Origin of the sequence: Paenibacillus sp. GM2 (assembly GCF_900069005.2) — a bacterium.
Classification (GTDB): Bacteria; Bacillota; Bacilli; order Paenibacillales; family Paenibacillaceae; genus Fontibacillus.
Genome location: NZ_LN831279.1, coordinates 1,836,857 through 1,856,551 on the forward strand (window position 1 = coordinate 1,836,857; position 19,695 = coordinate 1,856,551).

General features: G+C 46.4%; 18 protein-coding genes. 2 read left to right on the forward strand and 16 right to left on the reverse strand.

Translation table 11 applies throughout. The features are described 5' to 3' along the window. Positions 1–79 precede the first annotated feature (79 nt). A complete protein-coding gene (locus tag BN1360_RS18065; RefSeq protein WP_068781236.1) occupies positions 80–1,081 on the forward strand; it encodes a helix-turn-helix domain-containing protein in 1,002 nt (333 codons plus the stop codon). 63 nt (positions 1,082–1,144) lie between these two features. Then, positions 1,145–1,354 carry a CLC_0170 family protein gene (locus BN1360_RS18070; protein ID WP_068781237.1) on the forward strand — a complete coding sequence of 70 codons (210 nt, stop codon included), beginning with the start codon at positions 1,145–1,147 and terminating at the stop codon, positions 1,352–1,354. On the opposite strand, the gene BN1360_RS18075 is transcribed toward BN1360_RS18070, so the two are convergent. The 16 genes from BN1360_RS18075 to tyrP all read right to left on the reverse strand — a co-directional run bounded on the left by BN1360_RS18075 (position 1,347) and on the right by tyrP (position 19,693). Further along, entirely contained in the window at positions 1,347–2,483 is a 1,137-nt protein-coding gene (locus BN1360_RS18075) for a Ger(x)C family spore germination protein (RefSeq protein WP_068781238.1), read from the reverse strand. The two genes, BN1360_RS18070 and BN1360_RS18075, sit on opposite strands and share 8 nt — an antisense overlap. A 102-nt stretch (positions 2,484–2,585) precedes the next feature. After that, positions 2,586–3,647, reverse strand: a complete 1,062-nt coding sequence (locus BN1360_RS18080; RefSeq protein ID WP_068781239.1) for a GerAB/ArcD/ProY family transporter — start codon at positions 3,645–3,647, stop codon at positions 2,586–2,588. A gap of 6 nt (positions 3,648–3,653) precedes the next feature. Beyond that, positions 3,654–5,060 (reverse strand): spore germination protein, encoded by a 1,407-nt coding sequence (locus tag BN1360_RS18085; protein ID WP_068781240.1) that lies wholly within the window; start codon positions 5,058–5,060, stop codon positions 3,654–3,656. Between the two features lie 247 nt (positions 5,061–5,307). Beyond that, positions 5,308–6,360 carry a hypothetical protein gene (locus BN1360_RS18090; RefSeq protein WP_068781241.1) on the reverse strand — a complete coding sequence of 351 codons (1,053 nt, stop codon included), beginning with the start codon at positions 6,358–6,360 and terminating at the stop codon, positions 5,308–5,310. Between the two features lie 43 nt (positions 6,361–6,403). Further along, positions 6,404–7,207, reverse strand: a complete 804-nt coding sequence (locus tag BN1360_RS18095) for an ABC transporter permease (RefSeq protein WP_068781242.1) — start codon at positions 7,205–7,207, stop codon at positions 6,404–6,406. A 12-nt stretch (positions 7,208–7,219) separates the two neighbouring features. After that, positions 7,220–8,029 carry an ABC transporter permease gene (locus BN1360_RS18100; RefSeq protein WP_068781243.1) on the reverse strand — a complete coding sequence of 270 codons (810 nt, stop codon included), beginning with the start codon at positions 8,027–8,029 and terminating at the stop codon, positions 7,220–7,222. Further along, a complete protein-coding gene (locus BN1360_RS18105) occupies positions 8,026–9,021 on the reverse strand; it encodes an ABC transporter ATP-binding protein (protein ID WP_068781244.1) in 996 nt (331 codons plus the stop codon). Before BN1360_RS18105 ends, BN1360_RS18100 begins: the two co-directional genes overlap by 4 nt. 56 nt (positions 9,022–9,077) lie before the next feature. Next, on the reverse strand, positions 9,078–10,253 hold the full coding sequence (locus tag BN1360_RS18110) for a radical SAM protein (protein ID WP_068781245.1): 1,176 nt from the start codon (positions 10,251–10,253) through the stop codon (positions 9,078–9,080). Further along, a complete protein-coding gene (locus BN1360_RS18115) occupies positions 10,217–11,332 on the reverse strand; it encodes a hypothetical protein (protein WP_229521041.1) in 1,116 nt (371 codons plus the stop codon). The genes BN1360_RS18110 and BN1360_RS18115 overlap by 37 nt, the downstream gene beginning before the upstream one ends. Positions 11,333–11,353: 21 nt before the next feature. After that, positions 11,354–12,760: a hypothetical protein gene (locus tag BN1360_RS18120; RefSeq protein WP_068781246.1), complete on the reverse strand. Its 1,407-nt coding sequence runs from the start codon at positions 12,758–12,760 to the stop codon at positions 11,354–11,356. Further along, the gene (locus BN1360_RS18125) at positions 12,747–13,019 is read right to left on the reverse strand and encodes an acyl carrier protein (RefSeq protein WP_068781247.1); all 273 of its coding nucleotides are present in this window, start codon (positions 13,017–13,019) and stop codon (positions 12,747–12,749) included. Before BN1360_RS18125 ends, BN1360_RS18120 begins: the two co-directional genes overlap by 14 nt. A 495-nt stretch (positions 13,020–13,514) precedes the next feature. Then, on the reverse strand, positions 13,515–13,832 hold the full coding sequence (locus BN1360_RS18130) for a YerC/YecD family TrpR-related protein (protein ID WP_068781248.1): 318 nt from the start codon (positions 13,830–13,832) through the stop codon (positions 13,515–13,517). A 156-nt stretch (positions 13,833–13,988) separates the two neighbouring features. Beyond that, entirely contained in the window at positions 13,989–15,359 is a 1,371-nt protein-coding gene (nhaC, locus tag BN1360_RS18135; protein WP_068781249.1) for a Na+/H+ antiporter NhaC, read from the reverse strand. 89 nt (positions 15,360–15,448) lie between these two features. Next, positions 15,449–16,273 carry a pyridoxine/pyridoxal/pyridoxamine kinase gene (gene pdxK, locus BN1360_RS18140; RefSeq protein WP_068781250.1) on the reverse strand — a complete coding sequence of 275 codons (825 nt, stop codon included), beginning with the start codon at positions 16,271–16,273 and terminating at the stop codon, positions 15,449–15,451. 82 nt (positions 16,274–16,355) lie between these two features. Further along, positions 16,356–18,230 (reverse strand): tyrosine decarboxylase, encoded by a 1,875-nt coding sequence (gene tdc / locus BN1360_RS18145; RefSeq protein WP_068781251.1) that lies wholly within the window; start codon positions 18,228–18,230, stop codon positions 16,356–16,358. Positions 18,231–18,286: 56 nt separating this feature from the next. Further along, on the reverse strand, positions 18,287–19,693 hold the full coding sequence (gene tyrP / locus BN1360_RS18150) for a tyrosine-tyramine antiporter (protein ID WP_068781252.1): 1,407 nt from the start codon (positions 19,691–19,693) through the stop codon (positions 18,287–18,289). Between the last annotated feature and the right edge of the window lie 2 nt (positions 19,694–19,695).

The window sequence follows — 19,695 nt, forward strand, 5'->3', positions numbered from 1 at the left end:
CCGCTTTTTAAAATAGCTCTACAGCAAACTGGGCTAATCAAGGAGAAGAATCGTCTGATCAAGGAAAGGGGCTTCAACAATGTGTTCACACCCTCTTGAGTACTTACTATTGGAGAACGGTTTCATAAATTGCGAGCATGCCGAAAGTTTTAATCCGGCCGGCAATACATATCAACTGGATTCCAAGCGGGGACAAGGCTATTACTGGATTTACAATTACAATCAACTATTTTCTATTCTCATTCATGACTTTTATTTCTATGAGGATTTCTGTATCGATTTGACCCTGCCTGAGCTGCTGACGGTCACTTATTACGAATCAATCTCAGGTACAGAGCTGGACTCCAAAGAGAATAAACTGCAGCAAGGGAGGATCAGGTGCTACTGGGGAACAGAGGGGAAATACCGCGCATTCATCAATAAGCATGTACCAGTTAGAACTATTGGCATTGAGTATACTCCCGAATTTTGCAATCAATTTCTAAAGCAAAAATACGGGAGTCAGTCCGATGGCTTATACTCTATCTTAACGGGAATGGAAGATACCTTTTCGTTTCCCGAGTTGATTGTTTTGCTTCGTCAAATTGCTGCTTATCGCGGTTCTTCCCTGGCTTCGGCATTATTTTATGAAGGGAAAATATACGAAGCTATAGCGCTTATTATTGAGAGGGAACTGTCCGGAGCAAGCAGACGGCAACCGTCGATAACGATCAAAGACCGGGAGCAAATTCAAAAGGTTTCATCCTATATAGAAAGCCATTATTCCCTTCCTTTATCCCTGGAACAGTTATCCAAAATTTCGTATATGAGCACGACCAAGTTAAAACAACTGTTTCGGCTAGTCCATCACTGCACGATAACGGAATATATCCAGAAAAGCCGCATTCGCCAAGCGGAGCAATTGCTCGCCCAAACTGAGCTGTCTATTCACGAAATCGCACGCTCCGTAGGCTATCAAAGTGCAGGAAGACTCTCTGAATTATTCAAAAGATACGCCTGTCTGACACCGACAGAATACCGCCAGCGTTTATCGGGCTATTCACTGTCTGATGCGAAGCACTGGACTGATGTGACACAATGATTATAGTTTTCTGTTCGGGGAATGCTAATTCAACAACTATCCCTTAAATGAGGTGTCCTGCAGATGAGCATTTTGACCTCCTTTATTGAATCGGATTCCTCCTCTTACCTGGCGACCCTGCTGGCAGGAATTGGCCTCTTTTTGCGCTTTCGTTATTCCGTCAGCTATGCGGACCGGAAGCTATCATACGATGCAGCTTTTGCAAAATACGGAGGTTACGTCTGCTTGCTGCTCTGCTGCGTCGTTATTATCGGCAAATGGATTGTTATTTGACGTGACCGATCCGGCGTATCGAGGTCTCTACCTCAACATTTACATCTACGGTTCGAAAGAGGTTCTCCCAATCCTGTTCGTGCTGCTTCCAATAGGCATACTTGTGCCTGCGTAACTGCTCTCCAAACCCGAAAATGTCAAGCCCAATCTCTTTTTGAAGCTTTTGGATAACGGTATCTGCATCGTGACGAATATTTTGATTTAGCATTTGTTCGATTTTTCTTAAGTCTCCCGGGGTCGAATTCGGTAAGATGCTGTCCTCGCCGATATTTCCTTCCACAATAATCCGTATTGTGAAGTAGGGGTCCCCATTACGGATATGAGGCTTAATAATGGACCGCATATTTTTCACCTCAAACGTGGTAAAGACTTGATTCTCTTTATCATTAACTGTCAAGTAATTCCCTGCCCGTACGGTTCCAATCACCCATTGGTACGACCTCACTTCATTGCTGTTCAGCCAGCCTGCAAACTTATCTTTGTTCAAAATCGCCCCGCCTTGCATAATGACATGGTCTTCGCGAGGTTCTACCTTTGTCAACAAAGTATTGCGATTCGCCCTGAAATTGACTGAAAAAGTATCAACGGTTGAATTTTGAGGCATTTTTGAGGTTTTATTGACCGATTCCTGCGTGAGCATACTCAAATAAACCCCAGGTACGGGGATTAATTTATGATTAATGTCCAGAACATCCTTCGCTTGGCCTGGCGCCACCACTAGATTTGTCTTTCTGCGCAGCTCATGATCCCGCAGGAACAGATCCATCGGTGCTGCGATGCCTTCTTTAGCGAGTTCTTCACTGATCACGATTACCTGCAAATGCTCATAAAATGGAATCCTGGCCACCTCGGTGGCCATCGAGCGCATACAATCAAATATGGAGTAGCCTGTGACACTGACATTCCAGACCGGCTTGATGTCTGTCGGAGGGCTCTTCCCGGATAAAGCCTTTGGCTCTGCCACCTGAATCGTCAATTCATACAGTATCTTTCCTTCCTTCTTAGCAACTTTATCGATCGCGACGGCAAGGACGAAAATACGATTCTCAATTTCCAGCCGATCCCAGCACCCGGTCAATGAAAGAATAAGCAGCAGAATAGCGATCTTTTTTAGGCAGCGAAATGTCAAATCCGTCCCCTCCTTTTGTTCACCCCGTACCCCAACCACAAGACAGCGATAGTTACCAGATTAAGTGAAGCGCCAAACGCTCCAACCCCCTGGCTCCACTGTTCAACCTCCAGTACATTTTGGGGCAGCACCGCCAGCATATAGACGANCGCCAAACGCTCCAACCCCCTGGCTCCACTGTTCAACCTCCAGTACATTTTGGGGCAGCACCGCCAGCATATAGACGACCGGGATCAACAAAATAGAAATCACGCGATGTTCCTTAAGGCCAAGCAACTTGGCCAGAATCAGGCTGGAACAATAATGAAGCAGCAGCATGGTCGTCAGTGCAAATGGGACCCAGCTAATCATCATAATCGACTCTACCCGCTCTATAAAGCTTCCTGGAAACTGAATATTCTTGGCGATCGTCAGCGTCGGGTAATTCACATAACCTACTTCCTTGGCACCCAGTACACTTACACAGGCAATGACAATAAACACATAAAGGAAGATAACAATACTGAACGCAACAAGAATAACACGGGTAGATTTCTGCGGTGTCTTCATAAACGGCAGCAGAAATAGGATCGCTTCAAATCCCAAAAATGAAAACGATGTCGAGGGCAAACTGCTAATGATCGGTTGAATTCCGTCTCCAAGAATCGGCAGATTATTTCCCAGATCCGCCCCGCTAAATGTAAGCAGCAATACAAGGATCAGCAAAAAGAGAATGATCGGCTGAATGAACTGATTGAAGCGAGCAATTGCGTTGATGCCATGCAGAACGATTAAGGTGCTGGTCAGAAAAGTACTGAGAATAACCACCTCAACCGGCGTATCATCCAGCAAATACAACTTGGTCACATCGGCTGAAATCCGGGTGACCGTGCTGGCAAATACGATAAAGTAGATTAAGAATAAAAGGCATAGCATGATACCCATAGGTTTGCCTATGAGTACCGGTCCATACTCAATCAGGCTTTTCTCAGGAAAACGTTCACCGATTTTCGCCATCAATAAGGCGGAGACTGCAGCCAGAATGCCGCTCAGGATAATTACGATCCACCCATCCACACCAGCCTGGTTAGCGACCTGCTGAGGTAGCGACAATATTCCGACACCTACCATCACCGAGAACAGCAAAAATCCCATTTGTATATTTGTGATTTTGTCTTTAATCATCAGGCGCTACCACCCCTTTTTGCGTTGATCCAGCTTCAATCGCTGTTCTTTCAAAGGCTTGAGTACGGATGGTCGCTTTTTTAGCAAAGGAAGCGGAGCCCGGATGACGGAATCTTTCCAATCCGCCGCTTGGTAAGGAGCAAACGGGGACAAGTAGTTTACTCCAAAGGATTTTAACGAGACGAGATGGGCAATGATGATCATAACCCCCAGGATTAATCCCAACATCCCCAGGAAGCTCACGAAAACCATAAGCGGAAATCGCAGAAGTCGTATTGCTATCGCACCGTTATAGGCTGGAATCATAAAGGAACAAATTGCGGTCAGCGCCACAACAATAACCATAATAGGACTGACGATGCCCGCCTCCACAGCCGCCTGACCAATTACCAGCCCACCGACGATTCCAATCGTTTGCCCGATAAAACCGGGCAGACGCAGACCGGCCTCCCGCAACAGTTCCAATGTGGCTTCCATCAGAAGCGCTTCAACAAAGGCGGGAAAAGGAGCATCGGCCCGTGAAGCGGCAATCGATAACGTCAGTTGAGTTGGAATCATCCCCGGATGATAGGACAATAATGCAATATAAAGCGCAGGTAGAATTAAAGCGAGAATTGAACCGATAATGCGGATGAAGCGGATAGCCGATCCAACGAGCCAGCGTTCCGAATAATCATCCATAGCCTGAAACAGCATGGAGAAGGTAAGCGGCACCATCAGTACTATAGGAGTTCCATCCACGACAATGGCAATCCGCCCTTCTGCAATGGCCGATACCACTCTTACTGGCTGTTCTGTATATTGCACCTGAGGAAAGGGAGAATACCAGCTATCCTCAATCCATTGCTCAACCGCTCCGCTATCCAGCAGCTCATCGATCTGGATTGAATTCATGCGCTGCTCCACTTCCTTAAGAATATCGGGATTTACGATGCCATCGACATAGACCAAGGCAACCTTGGTCTTGCTGTGTGCGCCAATCCGGGATATTCTCACCTGCAGACGGGTGTCGGGATACCTTCTTCGGATGAGCGACAGATTGGTAGAAATGGATTCAACGAACCCGTCTCTGGGGCCGCGAAGGGTATGCTCACTCGTCGGTTCTACGATAGAACGGCTTTGGATGCCTTCCCCCGAGAAAACATAGGAGAATTCACTCTGATTCGTCAGCACAAGAACACTGCCGTTAAACAATGCCTGCAGCGCTTGATCCACTTCATCCAGGGTATACTTTGGAACGGTGTCAAACCTGCTCCCATGAAATAAGGAAGGTATGATCTGTTCCTGTACGTAAACATCATTTACTAGGCCTTCTATATAAACCAGTATCATTATTTCACTCTGAATCTCCATTTTGCGAAATACGATATCCGAGTTCTGTTCAAGTAAATCGCGCAATTTCGTTTCCCACATGATGCTCCCCCCATGAAATGAGATAACAGTTAGTATGCAGCATGAAATGGAATGATATGTATATAAAAAAGCAAACTCGTTGTTTCATCCGAGTTTGCTTTTGCTTCCAGTGATATTTAGCAAGTTAACATAATATATATTCTGTTAACTTTATAAACGTTAGCTAAAATGAAACTATTGTATCGGATAACATCGCCTTGCCGTTGGTTGAAGAGCAAAGTGATTTTGATTTTACTATCGCAGCAAATCACAGAGCTCTGCCCTCAAGCCGACTGATCAGTTTTTGCAGTAATACAGGCTCTTCCTCCCGCAGCTCATTAATCCGCAGCCGCAGCCGTTTATACACGTCCTTATCCGCGCGAATCTCATGGCGAATGTACTGATCCCTAAGCTTCAAGATCTTTTTGCTAATCTCCTTGTAGCCCTCCACAAGCTCCCGGTCATCAGGAATGATCCCCTCCTCCACCAGATATTCAATACGCTCGCTCATCATTCTTTTGTGCTCCCAGAGGACATGAAGATGCCTCACATCATTGCGTTCTACCAACCGGGCATCGTTGTTCTCCACAGCATCATAGTACATTTGCAAATAGTCATAGACCTTGATTCCGAAAGCTTCCTCCTCGTCAGGATTGTAATTGATCCGATTTAAATGAGTCTCTCCGTTAAGATAGTCGCGCAGCTGGTCGATCGCAGCCATTTTGTCGAAAGGATAAGGCGAATGCGGTTCGTATTTATAGAAATACGTATGATGGTCCGCCGTCAGGTTGTTGTTCAGAAGCTGTCTCATCGACTGGATGGCCTCCACCAACTCCCGGAACGGGATCAGCAAATTGCGATATACTCCCGTCTTATCAAACATTGAGGCATGGAAGCTGCTCTCCTCCCAATCAAAGCCATATAGAAGCAGATGATGCGGGAACGGTTCCCTCTGATAAGCTGCCGCCGGAGATAGCTTGGATTCATCCAAAAACACGATGCAGTAATAACCGTTGCGGATCTGATCCGCGAAAAGTTTCGGCCATGACTCCAATGGCAAACTTTCCAGAATCGTATAATTGACGGAGCAAGTGAGAAGAAATGGATTATTGAAGTTCAATTCGTTGGGCTTGCCTCGAAAAAAATCGATATAGTACTGTCTGCCCTTTTCCAGAAATTTTTTGTTGCAGGACAGCTGAATAAAGTTGCTATAATACCAGGGAACGGTCTCTTCGTGGGCGCTAGTGATCGAAAGCGTATAGGCCCAGCGCAAAAATCCTTTGAGCGGCGGATCCAACACAGGAAGCTGAACGGCGTTCATCTGATTCTCCCCCTTCTAGCGAATGGTTAAGTAGCGGCTAAGTCTAACTGCTTGCACTGCTGTATACCCTCAAGGCCCGCTTCCAGAAGAGCCTTACGGCTGCAAAGAGCAGAAGCGAAGCGGCCAGCGACAGTCCTGCGTGAAGCCAAGTAAGCTGTCCCAGCAGGAACATCGGTCCAAAATTCGTAATAAGAAACAGAGGAATAACAAAGGTGCCGATCCGACGGACCCAGGCTGGGTAAATGGACATGGGGAAATTGTTGGCGTCCCAGACAGAATGAGCGATCTCTGACACGGAACCCGTCTGGATGAACCAGAAGGAAAGCAGCGCCGGGATGATCATCAAGCAATAGGTAATAACAATCGAGACCAGCAGCAGCAGTGCAAACCCTGCAAGCTGCGGGAACATAAGCGGGATATCCATCGCATGCCAGCCGATTCCGATCATGGCGAACCCAACCAGAATATCGGGAATTGGCAGCGCCAAATCGACATAACGCAAGGAAGCCATAAATTGCAGGGAAACCGGCTTTGTCAGCATTAAATCAAGCGATCCGTCCTTAATATACTCGGGAATTTTCATAAAGTTTGTAAAAAACAAACCTACATAGAGGCCGGTCACCACCGTATGCATGCCTATAAACAGGAGCAGCCCTTCAGGCGGTATCCCCTCTACGTGAAGATCCGTACGAAACACGACCAGCACATACAACAGCTTGGCGATCAAGTAGACGGATTCAACAATCAGGCTCATCATAAAGTTGCCGCGGAACTCCATCTGGGCGATAAGACAATTTTTGATGAACATGCCGTAGAGGCGCGTGTATTTTTTTATGGTTTTCAACATTTGGAATATCCGCTACCCCCCGACCGCCGAATATTTCTTCATGGAAACATGCCACGTCAGACGGGAGAGTCCAAAGAACAGCAAAATCCACCCGCATTGAACGAGCAGCCCCTGGTACATCGCCGCCGCTTCCATCTTGCCGCTAAGAACATTGACAGGGAAATAAATAGTATAAGGAAATGGCGTGTAACCCAGCAGCTTCACCACCGAGTCCCCGAATATCTCCAACGGAAACATGCCTCCGCTCAAAATATTGACAAGCAGACTTGTAATGACGAAAAAATAGGAGATTTCATGCAGATAAAAAGCGCTGGCGCAGAGGCAATAGGCGATAAGAAAGTTAAGCAGAAGCGCTCCCCAGAGTGTGAAGGCAAAAACCAGCAACCGTGTGACCTGGACTTCAAGCGCCCCCCTGGAAGAGGCTATCCAGATTAATCCGACCAGCAGCAACCCCGTAATCCCATAATAAATCACCTTTTGACCGAAAAAGGAAACCAACCGATACCCGAAGTAGCTGACCGGTTTAATTAAATACTCGTTCAGCCCGCCATTTTTGATATCATCGGCAATCTGCTGCTCGAACTGGGTAGAGATCAGCTTGGATACCAATCCCGCCAAAATGGTATACAAAATAATTTGACCGTATGAATAGGAAAACAGCGCCGACTGACCGGAATGGCGATAGACCGCGGTCCAGATAAAATATTGAACAAGGATCGGAAAAGCAGCCCCTATCAGACTGAGGAAGAAGTGAAATCGGTATTCCATCGAATGCTGAACGCCCATTGAAAATATAGTCAAGTATAATTTGCGTCTGTTCATCCGACGGATTCCTTCTGATAGAGCCTTGAAATGCTTTCCTCCAGCGGTACATCCTCAATCGTCCAGTCAACCGCTGGAAACGAATCGAACACGGCGCGCGATACTTCCTTTAACAGGTATTTGGGAAGCTCCAGAACAGCGTTGTAGCCGTCTTCCATAACTACTTTCCCGTATTTGGCCAACTGCAGCGTGGCAACAGGCTCGGAGAAGCGAAGCCTAATTATTTTTCGCTCGTCAAAGAGCTCGTTGATTTTGTGCAGATCCCCGTCATACAGCAAACTTCCCTCGTTAATAATAATCGTCCGTTTGCAAAGATCCTCCACATCTTTCATGTAATGACTCGTCAGCAGGATGGTGGCACCAAATTGCTCATTATAGTATTTCAGAAACTCCCTGACCTTCTTTTGCGAGGGAAAATCAAGGCCGATCGTCGGCTCGTCCAGATAAAGCAGTCGGGGCCGATGGATCAGCGCGGCGATTAATTCCATTTTCATCCGTTCGCCCAGGGAAAGCCGGCGCACTTGTACGTTCAGAAGCTCCCGGACATCAAGCATCTCTGATAGCTCGGCAAGGCTTCGGCGATAAAGCTCATCCGGCACATCATAAATACATTTGTTCAAATAAATGGATTCAACGGCGGGAAGATCCCACCAAAGCTGGTTTTTCTGGCCCATCACAATGGAGAAAAGCCGCTTGAATTCATTTTTGCGCTCCCATGGCACATAACCAAGGACATTAGCTTCCCCGCTAGTGGGATACAGAATGCCTGATAACATCTTGAGCGTCGTGGTTTTCCCTGCCCCATTGGGTCCGAGAAATCCAACACATTCGCCAGGTCCGATCGTGAAGGAAACGGATTTAACCGCTTCCTTCAGCAGAGACTTGCGAGCAAATAAATTTTTGAATGAATTTTTGAGTCCAGCTTCTTTTCGATAGTATACAAAAGACTTGTGCAGCTCCCTCACACGGATATAGTCCGGCTTATAGTCCATCTCCGCTCCTCCTGAATGATCGCTTGTTTTGCCTGGACGGGTTAAAGTTTAACCGCTTAAACTCCATTATTGTAGAGAAGAACGCACTTTGAACAAATCGGCATCAGACCGCAAGCCAAAGTCTCTCTTTGCTTCCGCAGGTCTTCGCCGTGGAATATATCCGCCACGCTCTCCTCGTACAAATTGCCGACACTGAATTCCGGAAAAAATTTACAAGGGTTCACTTTGCCATCGGGCATCACATCCATCCGATTCGAGATCGCGAAGCATTTTGTCCGGTTCATGGCTGGCTTCTCATTGCCGCGGATAAACCCTTCCACTTCTTCAGGCTCCAGCGCCGGCTGATAGCGGATGCGAACATTCCATACGCGGGAATTAACCCGCTTAAGTTCTTCAATAAGCGTGTCGAAATTGTTCGGTGAGATATGGAACGTAAACGAGTGCCAGCTGTTCTTATGATCGTTTGCAAAGCGGGCGGCAAGGTGCGGGAAATGGGCATCAAAGTAGCTGTCCATTTTCTCCGCTGTATCGGGAGGAATGTACCAAGGGAAACAGAAATATACGGAGTCTACCCCCATCTCTTCAAAGAATTCCATAAAGTCATAGAGCTGGCCGACCATTTGGTCATTTACGGTCAGAGCAACAGATACTTTGCCTTTGTACACGCCCTCCTTCTGTAAATCCAGCAACAGTTGTATCGCGTGGATCACTTTCCGGAACGTGCCTTTGCCCCGGATCGCGTCATTCTCTTTCTCGAAGCCTTCCAGGCTAACCAGCATGACCAGATTCTCCGACATCTTCAGAATAGAGTCGAGCTTCTGTTCAATGAGAATGGCGTTCGTGCAAATGGTCGTATACCGTTCTTCTTTGGCCAGCAGCTCCGCCAGTTCGTCGAACTTGGAGTAGAACAGCGGCTCCCCGCCCCATAGAAATACGCGCGACTTGCGTTCCCTTGTCTCCTCTAGCAGCTTCTCCACGACGGGAATCTCGATTTCATCGTTCTTCACTTCTCTCGTGAAGTCGTGATGAAAGCCGTCCGGATTCCATTCAAAACAGTGCTTGCAGCGCAAATTGCAGCCGTTATTAAGCTTGATCCCGATCTCGTAAGGCACGGGAGCCGCGTAAGTCGGGTCCTCCCGGCGCTTCCTTCCCGTTTCCGCCAGTGGAATCAAAGTTCTTTTCATATTGCTGAATGTCACTTGGTCAAACGCAACTGTTGTTTTCGGCTGCATAAGTATTCCTCCCCAAAATGGTTGATTATTGCTCGCTGCTCCAGCAAACATCTGTAGATGCCCTCTAAATGAAGCTTCGAAAAATCCCGCGCTTTCCATTTATCGAACCGGACACCCAATCCGCAGGATTCCCAATAGGCGGAATTATGAAGCTCATGGTCCCCAAACGGCTCCAGCATGACAAACGGGATTCCGTATGACAGCGAGTCGTTGAGAGTCGCTCCGCCCGGCTTGCTGATAATTGCTGCGCAATTCCGCAGCAGGTCTGTATATGCAGAGTAAGCCCCGAGCGGGAAAGCGCTAAGAACACCGCGTCTGCGGACATACCGGATCATGGGCGGAAACGTATGCCGCCCCAGTGCATCCCGGCTCCACGGATCCCATGAAGGCTCCGCCCCATAGTAGCGTGTTATGCCATCGTCCTCTCCGACTTCGGAAGGATCATAGACGATCACATCAAGATGATAACCGAGCCTGCGAAGCTCTGTGATCGTACTGGCATAAGTCCCGATCCCCCAGCCGCCGCCATGGATCAGAAGGCGTCCGGCACGCTCCGCGTATGGCAGAGGCCCCACATTATCCGACGTGATATAGCTGCTGGGAGACAGCTTCGAAGAATCATAGAACCAGACATTGTCGTAACCAGGGTATAGCTGCTTGTGTACTTTAAACGATGGCGTGTCCCAGGCATCCAACCGGATTAGCTGAATATCCAGGGGCTTATCGACCGCTTGCTTATAGCGCTCCAATATCGGTATCCAAAAGCCGGTAAACACAGCAAATCGAAAGACACCGGCCTGTTTCCAGCTACGCAGCAGCCTTTGGACCGCTTCCTCGTCCAGAGAAGAATCCACCGGCTTGGCCAGCTTATGCCCCATACGAGCCACGGAAAAATCAGCATGAAACGCTTTTTTAGTTGCATGAATCTTGAGCCGAACCTCTTCATGATACAAGTTTTCCAGAACAAGAATGTCTGCACCTGCCCCCCTGCTTTGCAGGTAAGTGTACAGATGCATAGCCGGAATGTATGCGCCGAGCGAATTTCCCGACGCCAGCAAGGTTATCGGGGTTGAATGCATAGCCGCCCTCCGAGCTCAGATTTAGTTGTACACTTTAATGGATAGATCGGCGAGCACCTGCCGCAGGTCTTGGAGCAGTTCGCTGCGGTGTTCGTCATCACGCCCCACTACTGATACATACAGTCTTCCCTTTGGCATGATCGGCTTAATTTGTATGCCATCCGCGATACGGCGGCGGATTAGAAACTCATTGACCATTACAGTATTGGAGGAGAGAGGAACGATCCCATAGCTGCCCGGGGCTGTCAAGAGAAGATTGGATTCACGCAGAATGTGCAGCAGTCTCCCGAATACAAAGCCATCCGGCAGACCAAGAGACAGGAAGGTAAGCCAGCTTGTACACCCATATGGGCCCCAATGTTTATCAAGATAAGCATTAATCAGGCCCATAGACTTGCGGGCGTTAATCTCCACAATAGGCACGACTTCACCGCCCTTAAGGATCATGGAGTCGATGCAGACAAAGCCGAAATAGCCGTCCTCCGCCAGAAGCCGAAGTGCGTTTTCTATCACAGCAAAATAATCTGCCTTCTCCAACAAGTGGATAAAGGCTTGATCGGCTTGGATAGACCCGCTGTAATTTTGCTGGTGGTTAATCATCCGCTGAATCGAGATAAGCTCCTTCTCACCACTTACCCGGATGAACCAGTGCGAACTGAAATCCGTCTCCTTATGCAGCAGAGGCTCGAGCAAGAATTGAGAATACATTCCGCTATTCTCTTGTTGATTCAAGTGCGACATTATCCTTCGCTGCATAACCTCGCTGTCGATAAGCAGATTCCCTTTCCCTGAAACACCGAAGGGATCTTTTAGCAAATACGGTCCGCGCTTCAGAAGTAAGTTTCCAGTCTCCTCTATTTCCGCTGCACTATTCACCTCAGTCCCCCAGCACTTGGCCCCGATTCGCCAAAGGAGCCGATTATGATATAGCTTTGAATTAACGCGTATCACCGTCTCAAGGGCCGGTAAAGGGTTGAGCGGCCTTGCTGCTTGCTGATACGCTTCCGTATCCGCCGTGATGGCGTATGGGGATAACCACCCGGAATCGGCAAATGGCCGCCCCTTGTTCATCGGTTGAAGATGCCGGTCGGGATCGACCGCATGTCTGAATATACAACGCTTGAAGATATCCGGTTCAGGTAGCGGTTCATTCGGATCATTCAGATCGTAGTGATAATGGCTGCGGAAGGAAAATCCTAATCCGTTCAGGTACTCCTGCAGTACCGGATCGAGTTTACAGCGGCTGTAGAGGATATCGTCCGGCCCACAGAACGGAAAGAGCAGCTCGTCCATACACAGGACAATTGCCTCACGGTTTTTGTCCGGCATCGCAGGCAGCCGGGTCAGATTTGGATCTCTCCAGCGGGTTTCGGGATCAAAGGTACCCATAACGGTGGTGGAAATTACACGGACTTTATGGGTTGACATCTTCGTATAACGGCTGCTCTTGTGGCTGGCAGCTCTTCAGAAAAGAAATGAAAGTATCCATCGAGTGGAGATGCTCATAATCGAATTGGTCATAGTCGATGACCACGTTCAACTGATCTTCAACCTTGAGCATAAACTGGATCATTTGCAGGGAATCGAGGCCAACTTCATTGTTTAAATCCGTATTGAGGGAAAGAGAATGGCGGAGTTCCGGCTGGTCTTTAATAGCGCATAAAATGTCTACGATTTTATCGTACATTTGTACACTCCTTTTATAGGGATATAGTGTGTCAAGGTACAATCGAATCTTACATCTACGAGATTTTTACATTTAAAAGCCTAGTCTCATACCTCCTTTTCCTATGAATACAATTATTATCCTTATTGTGTTAAAAACTGTCAATCATTAATCCAATAAAAATCTGCTTGACGAAGATACTGCAGAACTGCTGAGTATAATCATTTATGTGATTAATTATCAAGTGGCGTCGCAGCAAGCTTGCTGCTTTCCCGAATGGTAGGGCTTAGTTTCAGCGGTCTTATCGTCTTTCAAGGTCCTATAAGAAAATGAGGCCAATAAAAAAGTCGAACGCGATTCGGATAGAATCATGTTCGACTTTCCTCTCTTTACCTCTCATTTTCACCTATAAGAAAGAAAATATCTTTTATATCCAATAATACCAAAATCATATATTTTGGAAGCGCTTTACCCTATTGGCAGTATTAAAAATTTCCCCAAATCATTTTACACTGCTTAATCTGTCTTCTTGTTGGACTGAGGATTGTTTTGCATTCGACTGAACATCAGTTCATAGCTGTTATTGCCATGGTACAGAGATCGCTTCACCCGCGAAATGGTGGCTGTACTCGCTCCTGCATCGGATTCAATTTTACTGTACGTATGATTGTTATACAGCATTTTCGCAACCTGAAAACGTTGTACTAAAGTCTTTATTTCATTAACCGTACATAAATCATCAAAGAAAGCATAGCACTCCTCTTTTGTCTCTAAAGTTAGGATGCCTTCTATAAATTCATCCAATGCTTTGCCTTTTAATTCATCAATAAGCATTAATAGTCCCTCCTCGAGTCATGAAAGCCCCTGATTTATGTATAACACAATTTAGCAATTATTTTCACTTGCAATTATTACCATCCTCACCTCGCTTAGACCTTGACGTAAAAAAAGTTGGCTCTACTACCAACTTTTTTTACGTCAAAATGGAACTTAATGCGCTGGTTTTGCCGTTTTTCTGCCCAGAAATCCGTACAGAATGTTTAGGATCGGCGCTACAATACAGAAGATAGCGAACGGCAGATACTCCAGCGTGGATACGCCTAATGTGCCCGTGATAAATACCCCACTGACTCCCCAAGGAATCAGAGCGTTAACCGCTGCTCCGCCATTGGCTAAGACCCTTGACATCTCTTTACGGTTCAATTGGATCGCATCGTATTGAGTTTTAAATGCTTCACCCGGTAAAATAATCGACAAATATTGCTCGCCAAGCAGCAGATTGACGCCCATCGAGCTTAAGCCCGTCATAAGAATCAGCTTGCCTTTGGTGCTTACGAAGGAGGTAATACGCGAGATGATCGTCTTGATGATATTCATTTCGACGAGCAGTCCCCCCAGAGCAAGCGCCAAGAGGATTAGGGATACGGACCACATCATACTTTGAATCCCGCCGCGTGTAAGCAGCTTGTCCACGCTCTCAACCCCTGTATTGGCTACATATCCATTTTGCATCAGCGCGGAAATATCCGATAAACTGGTATGCGGATGATAAATGTAGATCACACCGATCGTAAACAGAATGCTTAACAGCAGTGTCGGAATAGCGGGTACCTTCCGCCAAGCACATAAGAAGAGCACAAGAACAGGAATTAAGGTTACAACAGAAATAGGGAATGAGGTGCTTAGTGTGTTTACAAGTTCATTGACTTCCTGTCCGGTTGTCAATACCTTGGCATGTCCCGTGACTGCGAAGAAGACTAAGGAGATGAGGAATGCCGGGATGACAACACGCATCATATAACGGATATGATCGAATAAATCGACCTCAGCAATGGCCGATGCCAGGTTGGTGGTATCGGATAATGGAGAGATATTGTTGCCCAAGAAGGCACCTGAAATGATAGCACCAGTCGTAATGGCAGGATGGTAGCCCATAATTTGCCCCATGCCGAAGAAAGCGATGCCGACGGTTGAGATCGTTGTAAATGAGCTGCCTACCGTAATTCCTACGACCGCGCAAATGACAAATACGGAAGGCAAAAAATATTTAGCGGATAAAATTTTAAAGCCATAAATCATGATCGTCTGAATGGTACCTGCTGAAATCCAGACACTAATTAATGCACCAATTAACATAAAGATAAGTATAGGTATCAGTCCTGGAGAAATGCCGTTCTGAATTCCTTTATGAATCCGATCCCAGGAAGCCCCTTTAATTTTAGCAAATACGATAATAACGCCCAGAGAGACTAAGATTGGAATTTGCGGATCCATGCCCAAGCCGATAATACAAGCTCCAATAATGGCTAACAATACAACTAAAAGAAATAGGCTTTCTTTTAGAGTGACCTCTTTGTTCATAAGCTGAACTCCTTATCATGTATTAAACACCAGTTGAATGGGTGGTCATTTTTATAGATTGATCTTAGAGTGGACAAAAGGAGTCTTTGCTATTCAATGCGTCCCTCTGCCTTGTTATATGCGCCGTGCCAGACAGGACCAACAAAGCGGTTAAAAGCAAATCCGCCTTGAATAGCTGCTGTAGTGAATTGTTTTGCTCTGGAGACAGCATCCTTGACGTTCATTCCTTTGGCTAATCCGGCAGCGATAGCAGCCGCGAAGGTACAGCCTGCCCCATGGTTATGATTCGTCTCAAGCTTGTCCGCTTCATATAGCGTAAATTCACGTCCATCATACAGCAGATCAACTGCTTTCTCCGCCTCAAGGGTCTTGCCGCCTTTAATAACGACATTTTTGACGCCACGCTCATAAATGCGACGTGCGGCTTCCTTCATATCGTCGATCGTTCTTACCTTCGCGATTCCGGCAAGTTGACCCGCTTCGAACAGATTTGGTGTTGTAATTGTAGCCCTCGGCAGCAGAAGCTCGCGGATCGCTTGACCATTCTCGGGTTGAACAACTTCATCTTCACCTTTGCAGACCATGACCGGATCGATTACGATATTGCTGATCTCATGCTCCTCAATCACTTTGCTCAGCATTTCAATAATTTCAACTGAGCCGAGCATGCCGGTCTTCATCGCATCCAGCTTGCCGCCAGCCATTACCGTCTTAATTTGCTTAAGAACCAGCCCGGTATCAATGGGCTGAACCTCGTGATGCCAGTGATTATCGGGATCCATGGTGACTATGGAAGTAATGCTGCAGAACCCGAAGGTCCCATATTCCTGAAATGTTTTTAGATCGGCTTCCAGACCGGCGCCACCGCTGGAATCTGAGCCTGCGACCGTCAGCACTTTTCTAATGTTGGACATTTAAAGCACCCCTTATATTGGAGAAATGAGGAATGCGCAACAACCACAATTGGGTGTTACGCATTTCCTTATTTATAGCAGATTAGTTCATTTCGTACATGTAGATTCTTTCCAGCTTTTGTTGCATGGCCTTTTCAATCTTGGCTGCATAATCTTCAAAAGTCTCAGCATCGTGAGCATATGGAGACAATGCACAAGCACGAAGAATAGTCACTTTACCGGCGCGATCCCATTCTTGTTCGGTAAAACCAAGGCTCTTCACGAATTCCAATGGGCTGTTGCCATAGTCAGGAATTGCAAAGTCAGTATGAGAAGTAATAAACTCATTGCTGTACAGGCCGCCTTTAACATAGGAAGCATAATCGAAGAAGTCATGGTTCAATTTGTTCATTCGAGCCAAATCGGTATTTCCTTCTTCGTTAAATACGTAGTCGACCATGTTGAAGTCCGGCTTGGTCAATGGATGAAGAACGATTGTCTTATCGCCAACGGTAAATTTCTTGTTCTTCAAGAAGTTGTAGAAGCGGTATGCCCCTTCGATACTTGCACCCATCAGTTTACCATAGCCAGTTACGTTCAGCGGCAATACTTTGTGAGCTGTCCATACAGCAGCTGCAGTCGCACCGGCTTTGGAACCTTCAAGGATATAAGCACCAAGCAATGCCGGAATATCTGCCCCTTTTTCAAATACATAAGTGGCGAAGTAAGAGATCGATTCGCGCATACGGATGTCACGGATCGCAATCGCACCAGCAGAGTAAGGAATATAACCCATTTTATGAGGGTCAATCGTTACGGATTCCGCTTTGCTCATCGCCTTGAAGGCATTGTAGATATCTTCAGTTAACCATTCATCCTTAAGCTTCATATCTGTAAAGATGTTGTATTTCTTGTACACTTCGTTAATTTTGTTGTATTCAATGAACTCGTCATTCTCATCAAGGAAGATGGCCCGTGCATAACCGCCATAAGCAGCATCAACGTGAACATAATAATAAATGCCTTCTTTAGCGAGTTTTTCACGAAGTTCAATGATTTTATCGATGTGGTCAATTTGACCTTCTTCTGTACTACCGACAACACCCACAACCCCGAGAACCGGAATTTGCTCAGCGGCCAATTCGCGAATACGTTTTTCCAGCTTGTCGATATCCATGCGATATTCACTGTCAACATCAACAGCTTCAACTTGATCCAAGCCGATACCGATAATGTCGCCAGCTTTCAGCCAGGAATAGTGTTTCGTTTGTGGAATAAGCCATTTGCCAAGCTTTTGCAAATGTTTACCGGCCCGAGCTGATTTAGCTTTCACCTCATCCATTTTATCAGGAATCTTCTCAATAAGGTCCATAATTTCTTCCGTGGACATATTCAGCAGTTCCCATTCGGATTTTCCTGCCACCAATTCAGGTGCAACTTCTTGGATAGCCAGTGGAAGAGATTTGATATTACGCGCATACCAGAGACCTTCCAGGTTGGCAATCGAACCGTCGGCACAAATGTGGCCCCAGCTTTCGCCTGCTTTGTAGCTCATCAGTTTGGCAATTTCATGCCCCACTTCTTCTTCCATTTGCGATGTGCCTGGAGAGGATTCATAAGCCACGTTATTCCCATTCCAGAGCATCGCTGCTGAATAAGCGATAATCGATGGCATCAAGGTTTCGGAGTTCATATGGCCCCAGAAGCGGCCCGCAGTGTGCCAAGGCAGCGATTCGGAGCGAAGCTTCGAAGACAATACGTTAAATACGCTGCGCATATGGTCGGCGGTATCCTGGAAGCTCTTAGAACTTTTATCGAAAGGAGTGATGGCCGGCAAGTCCTGAGGCATATAATTCTGGCGCCAGCCGACATGCTCATCAACCATTTTTAGTAAGATTTCCTTAAACAAGTCGACGTTCTCGCCTTTATCTCCAAGGAATAATGCTTTGAGGTTAATATCAGGGATTGAATAGTTCATGTTGAGTACCTCCGTATAATAAAGTTATAAAAAGGATTAGTACGAAATAGCTGTAATTAATTGCTCTTTTTCCAGCTAGGTTTCTTGAATTTGTATATAATCAGGGCAACGCCCACCATTACTACCGTCGCAACGACTTGGTAAATGATGTATCCCGTGGAGAAGCTCTTAGGCAAAATAGATGGTGGAATCAAGCTCACCACGATGGTAATCACAACACTAAGCATCGACAGCAGAGAGACAAACCACATCATGCCATTGCCTTTGCCAAGACGGAACGGTCTGTTCATATTCGGCTCTTTATAACGCAGACGAACTGCGGAAATAGCGATCAAGGCATAGACGATACAGTACAAAATCGTGGTTGTAATTGTGATAACCAGGAAGGCACTGTTTACGTCAGGCACGACGATGTACATCACCGATACCAAGGAAATAACTATGGCTTGAAGCATTACGAAGGTAATTGGAATACCTTTGCTGTTTCTCTTCTGGAAGAATGGCGGCAAGTTGCCGTCTTCTGCAACTTTAATCATCGATTTACTTGGTCCAAGTACCCATGCGCTGAGCTGAACAAGCACACCGATCAGGATCATCGCGGAGATGATGTTAACAAAAATAGATGGAATACCCAGGTCCGCACAGAAAATCATATAAGGCTGAGTAATATTGGAGAGCTCCATTTTGCCCATTGGAACACCGTTCGCAACCGTCAAACCGGCAATCAGGTTGAAGATAACCAACAAGATTACGGAAGCGATAACTGCAATTGGATAGTTGCGCTTCGGATTCTCGATATTATTCGCATGCACTGAGGAGATTTCGACCCCAGCAAAAATGAAGATAATACCGGATAGATAAGCCAGGCTGCCCAGGTCGCTAAGATTAGGCAACAAATCGCCGGCCTTGAAGTTAGCTAAGTAACCGGACGGATTAATTCCGTTCTTGAACATGTAAGCAAGACCAAGTACGACAAGTACTAAGAATGGAATATATACACCGATGATCGAACCCCAGTTACCGGCGATCTTAACCATGTCGAACTTCAAGTTCAAGAGTGTAACGCCCCAGTAAGAAATCAAAATAACTGCAAAGATGAAGAAGTTGTTTGAAGATAAATGAGGTACATTAATTACATATCCGAACAGTACCCCTACTGTTGAAGCAACCATAACCATACCGAAAAACATTTGAACCCATAAGAGCCATGAGGTAACAAATCCCCATTTTTCTCCTATTGCTTTTTTTACCCAGACTTGTGGTCCGCCCTCTTCTTGAAATCCTGTGGACAGTTCAGCCGACATCAAAGCGATTGGAAGTGCAAATAATACTGCTGCAACGAGCATGTAGAAAATTTGTGTCCAACCGGTGATAGCGAGCGTCGGCACACTACGTACAGTACCGAAGAAGGCCATCGTGATACCAATCAACCCGAATAGGGTTAATTTTTTTGAATTGGCCATAA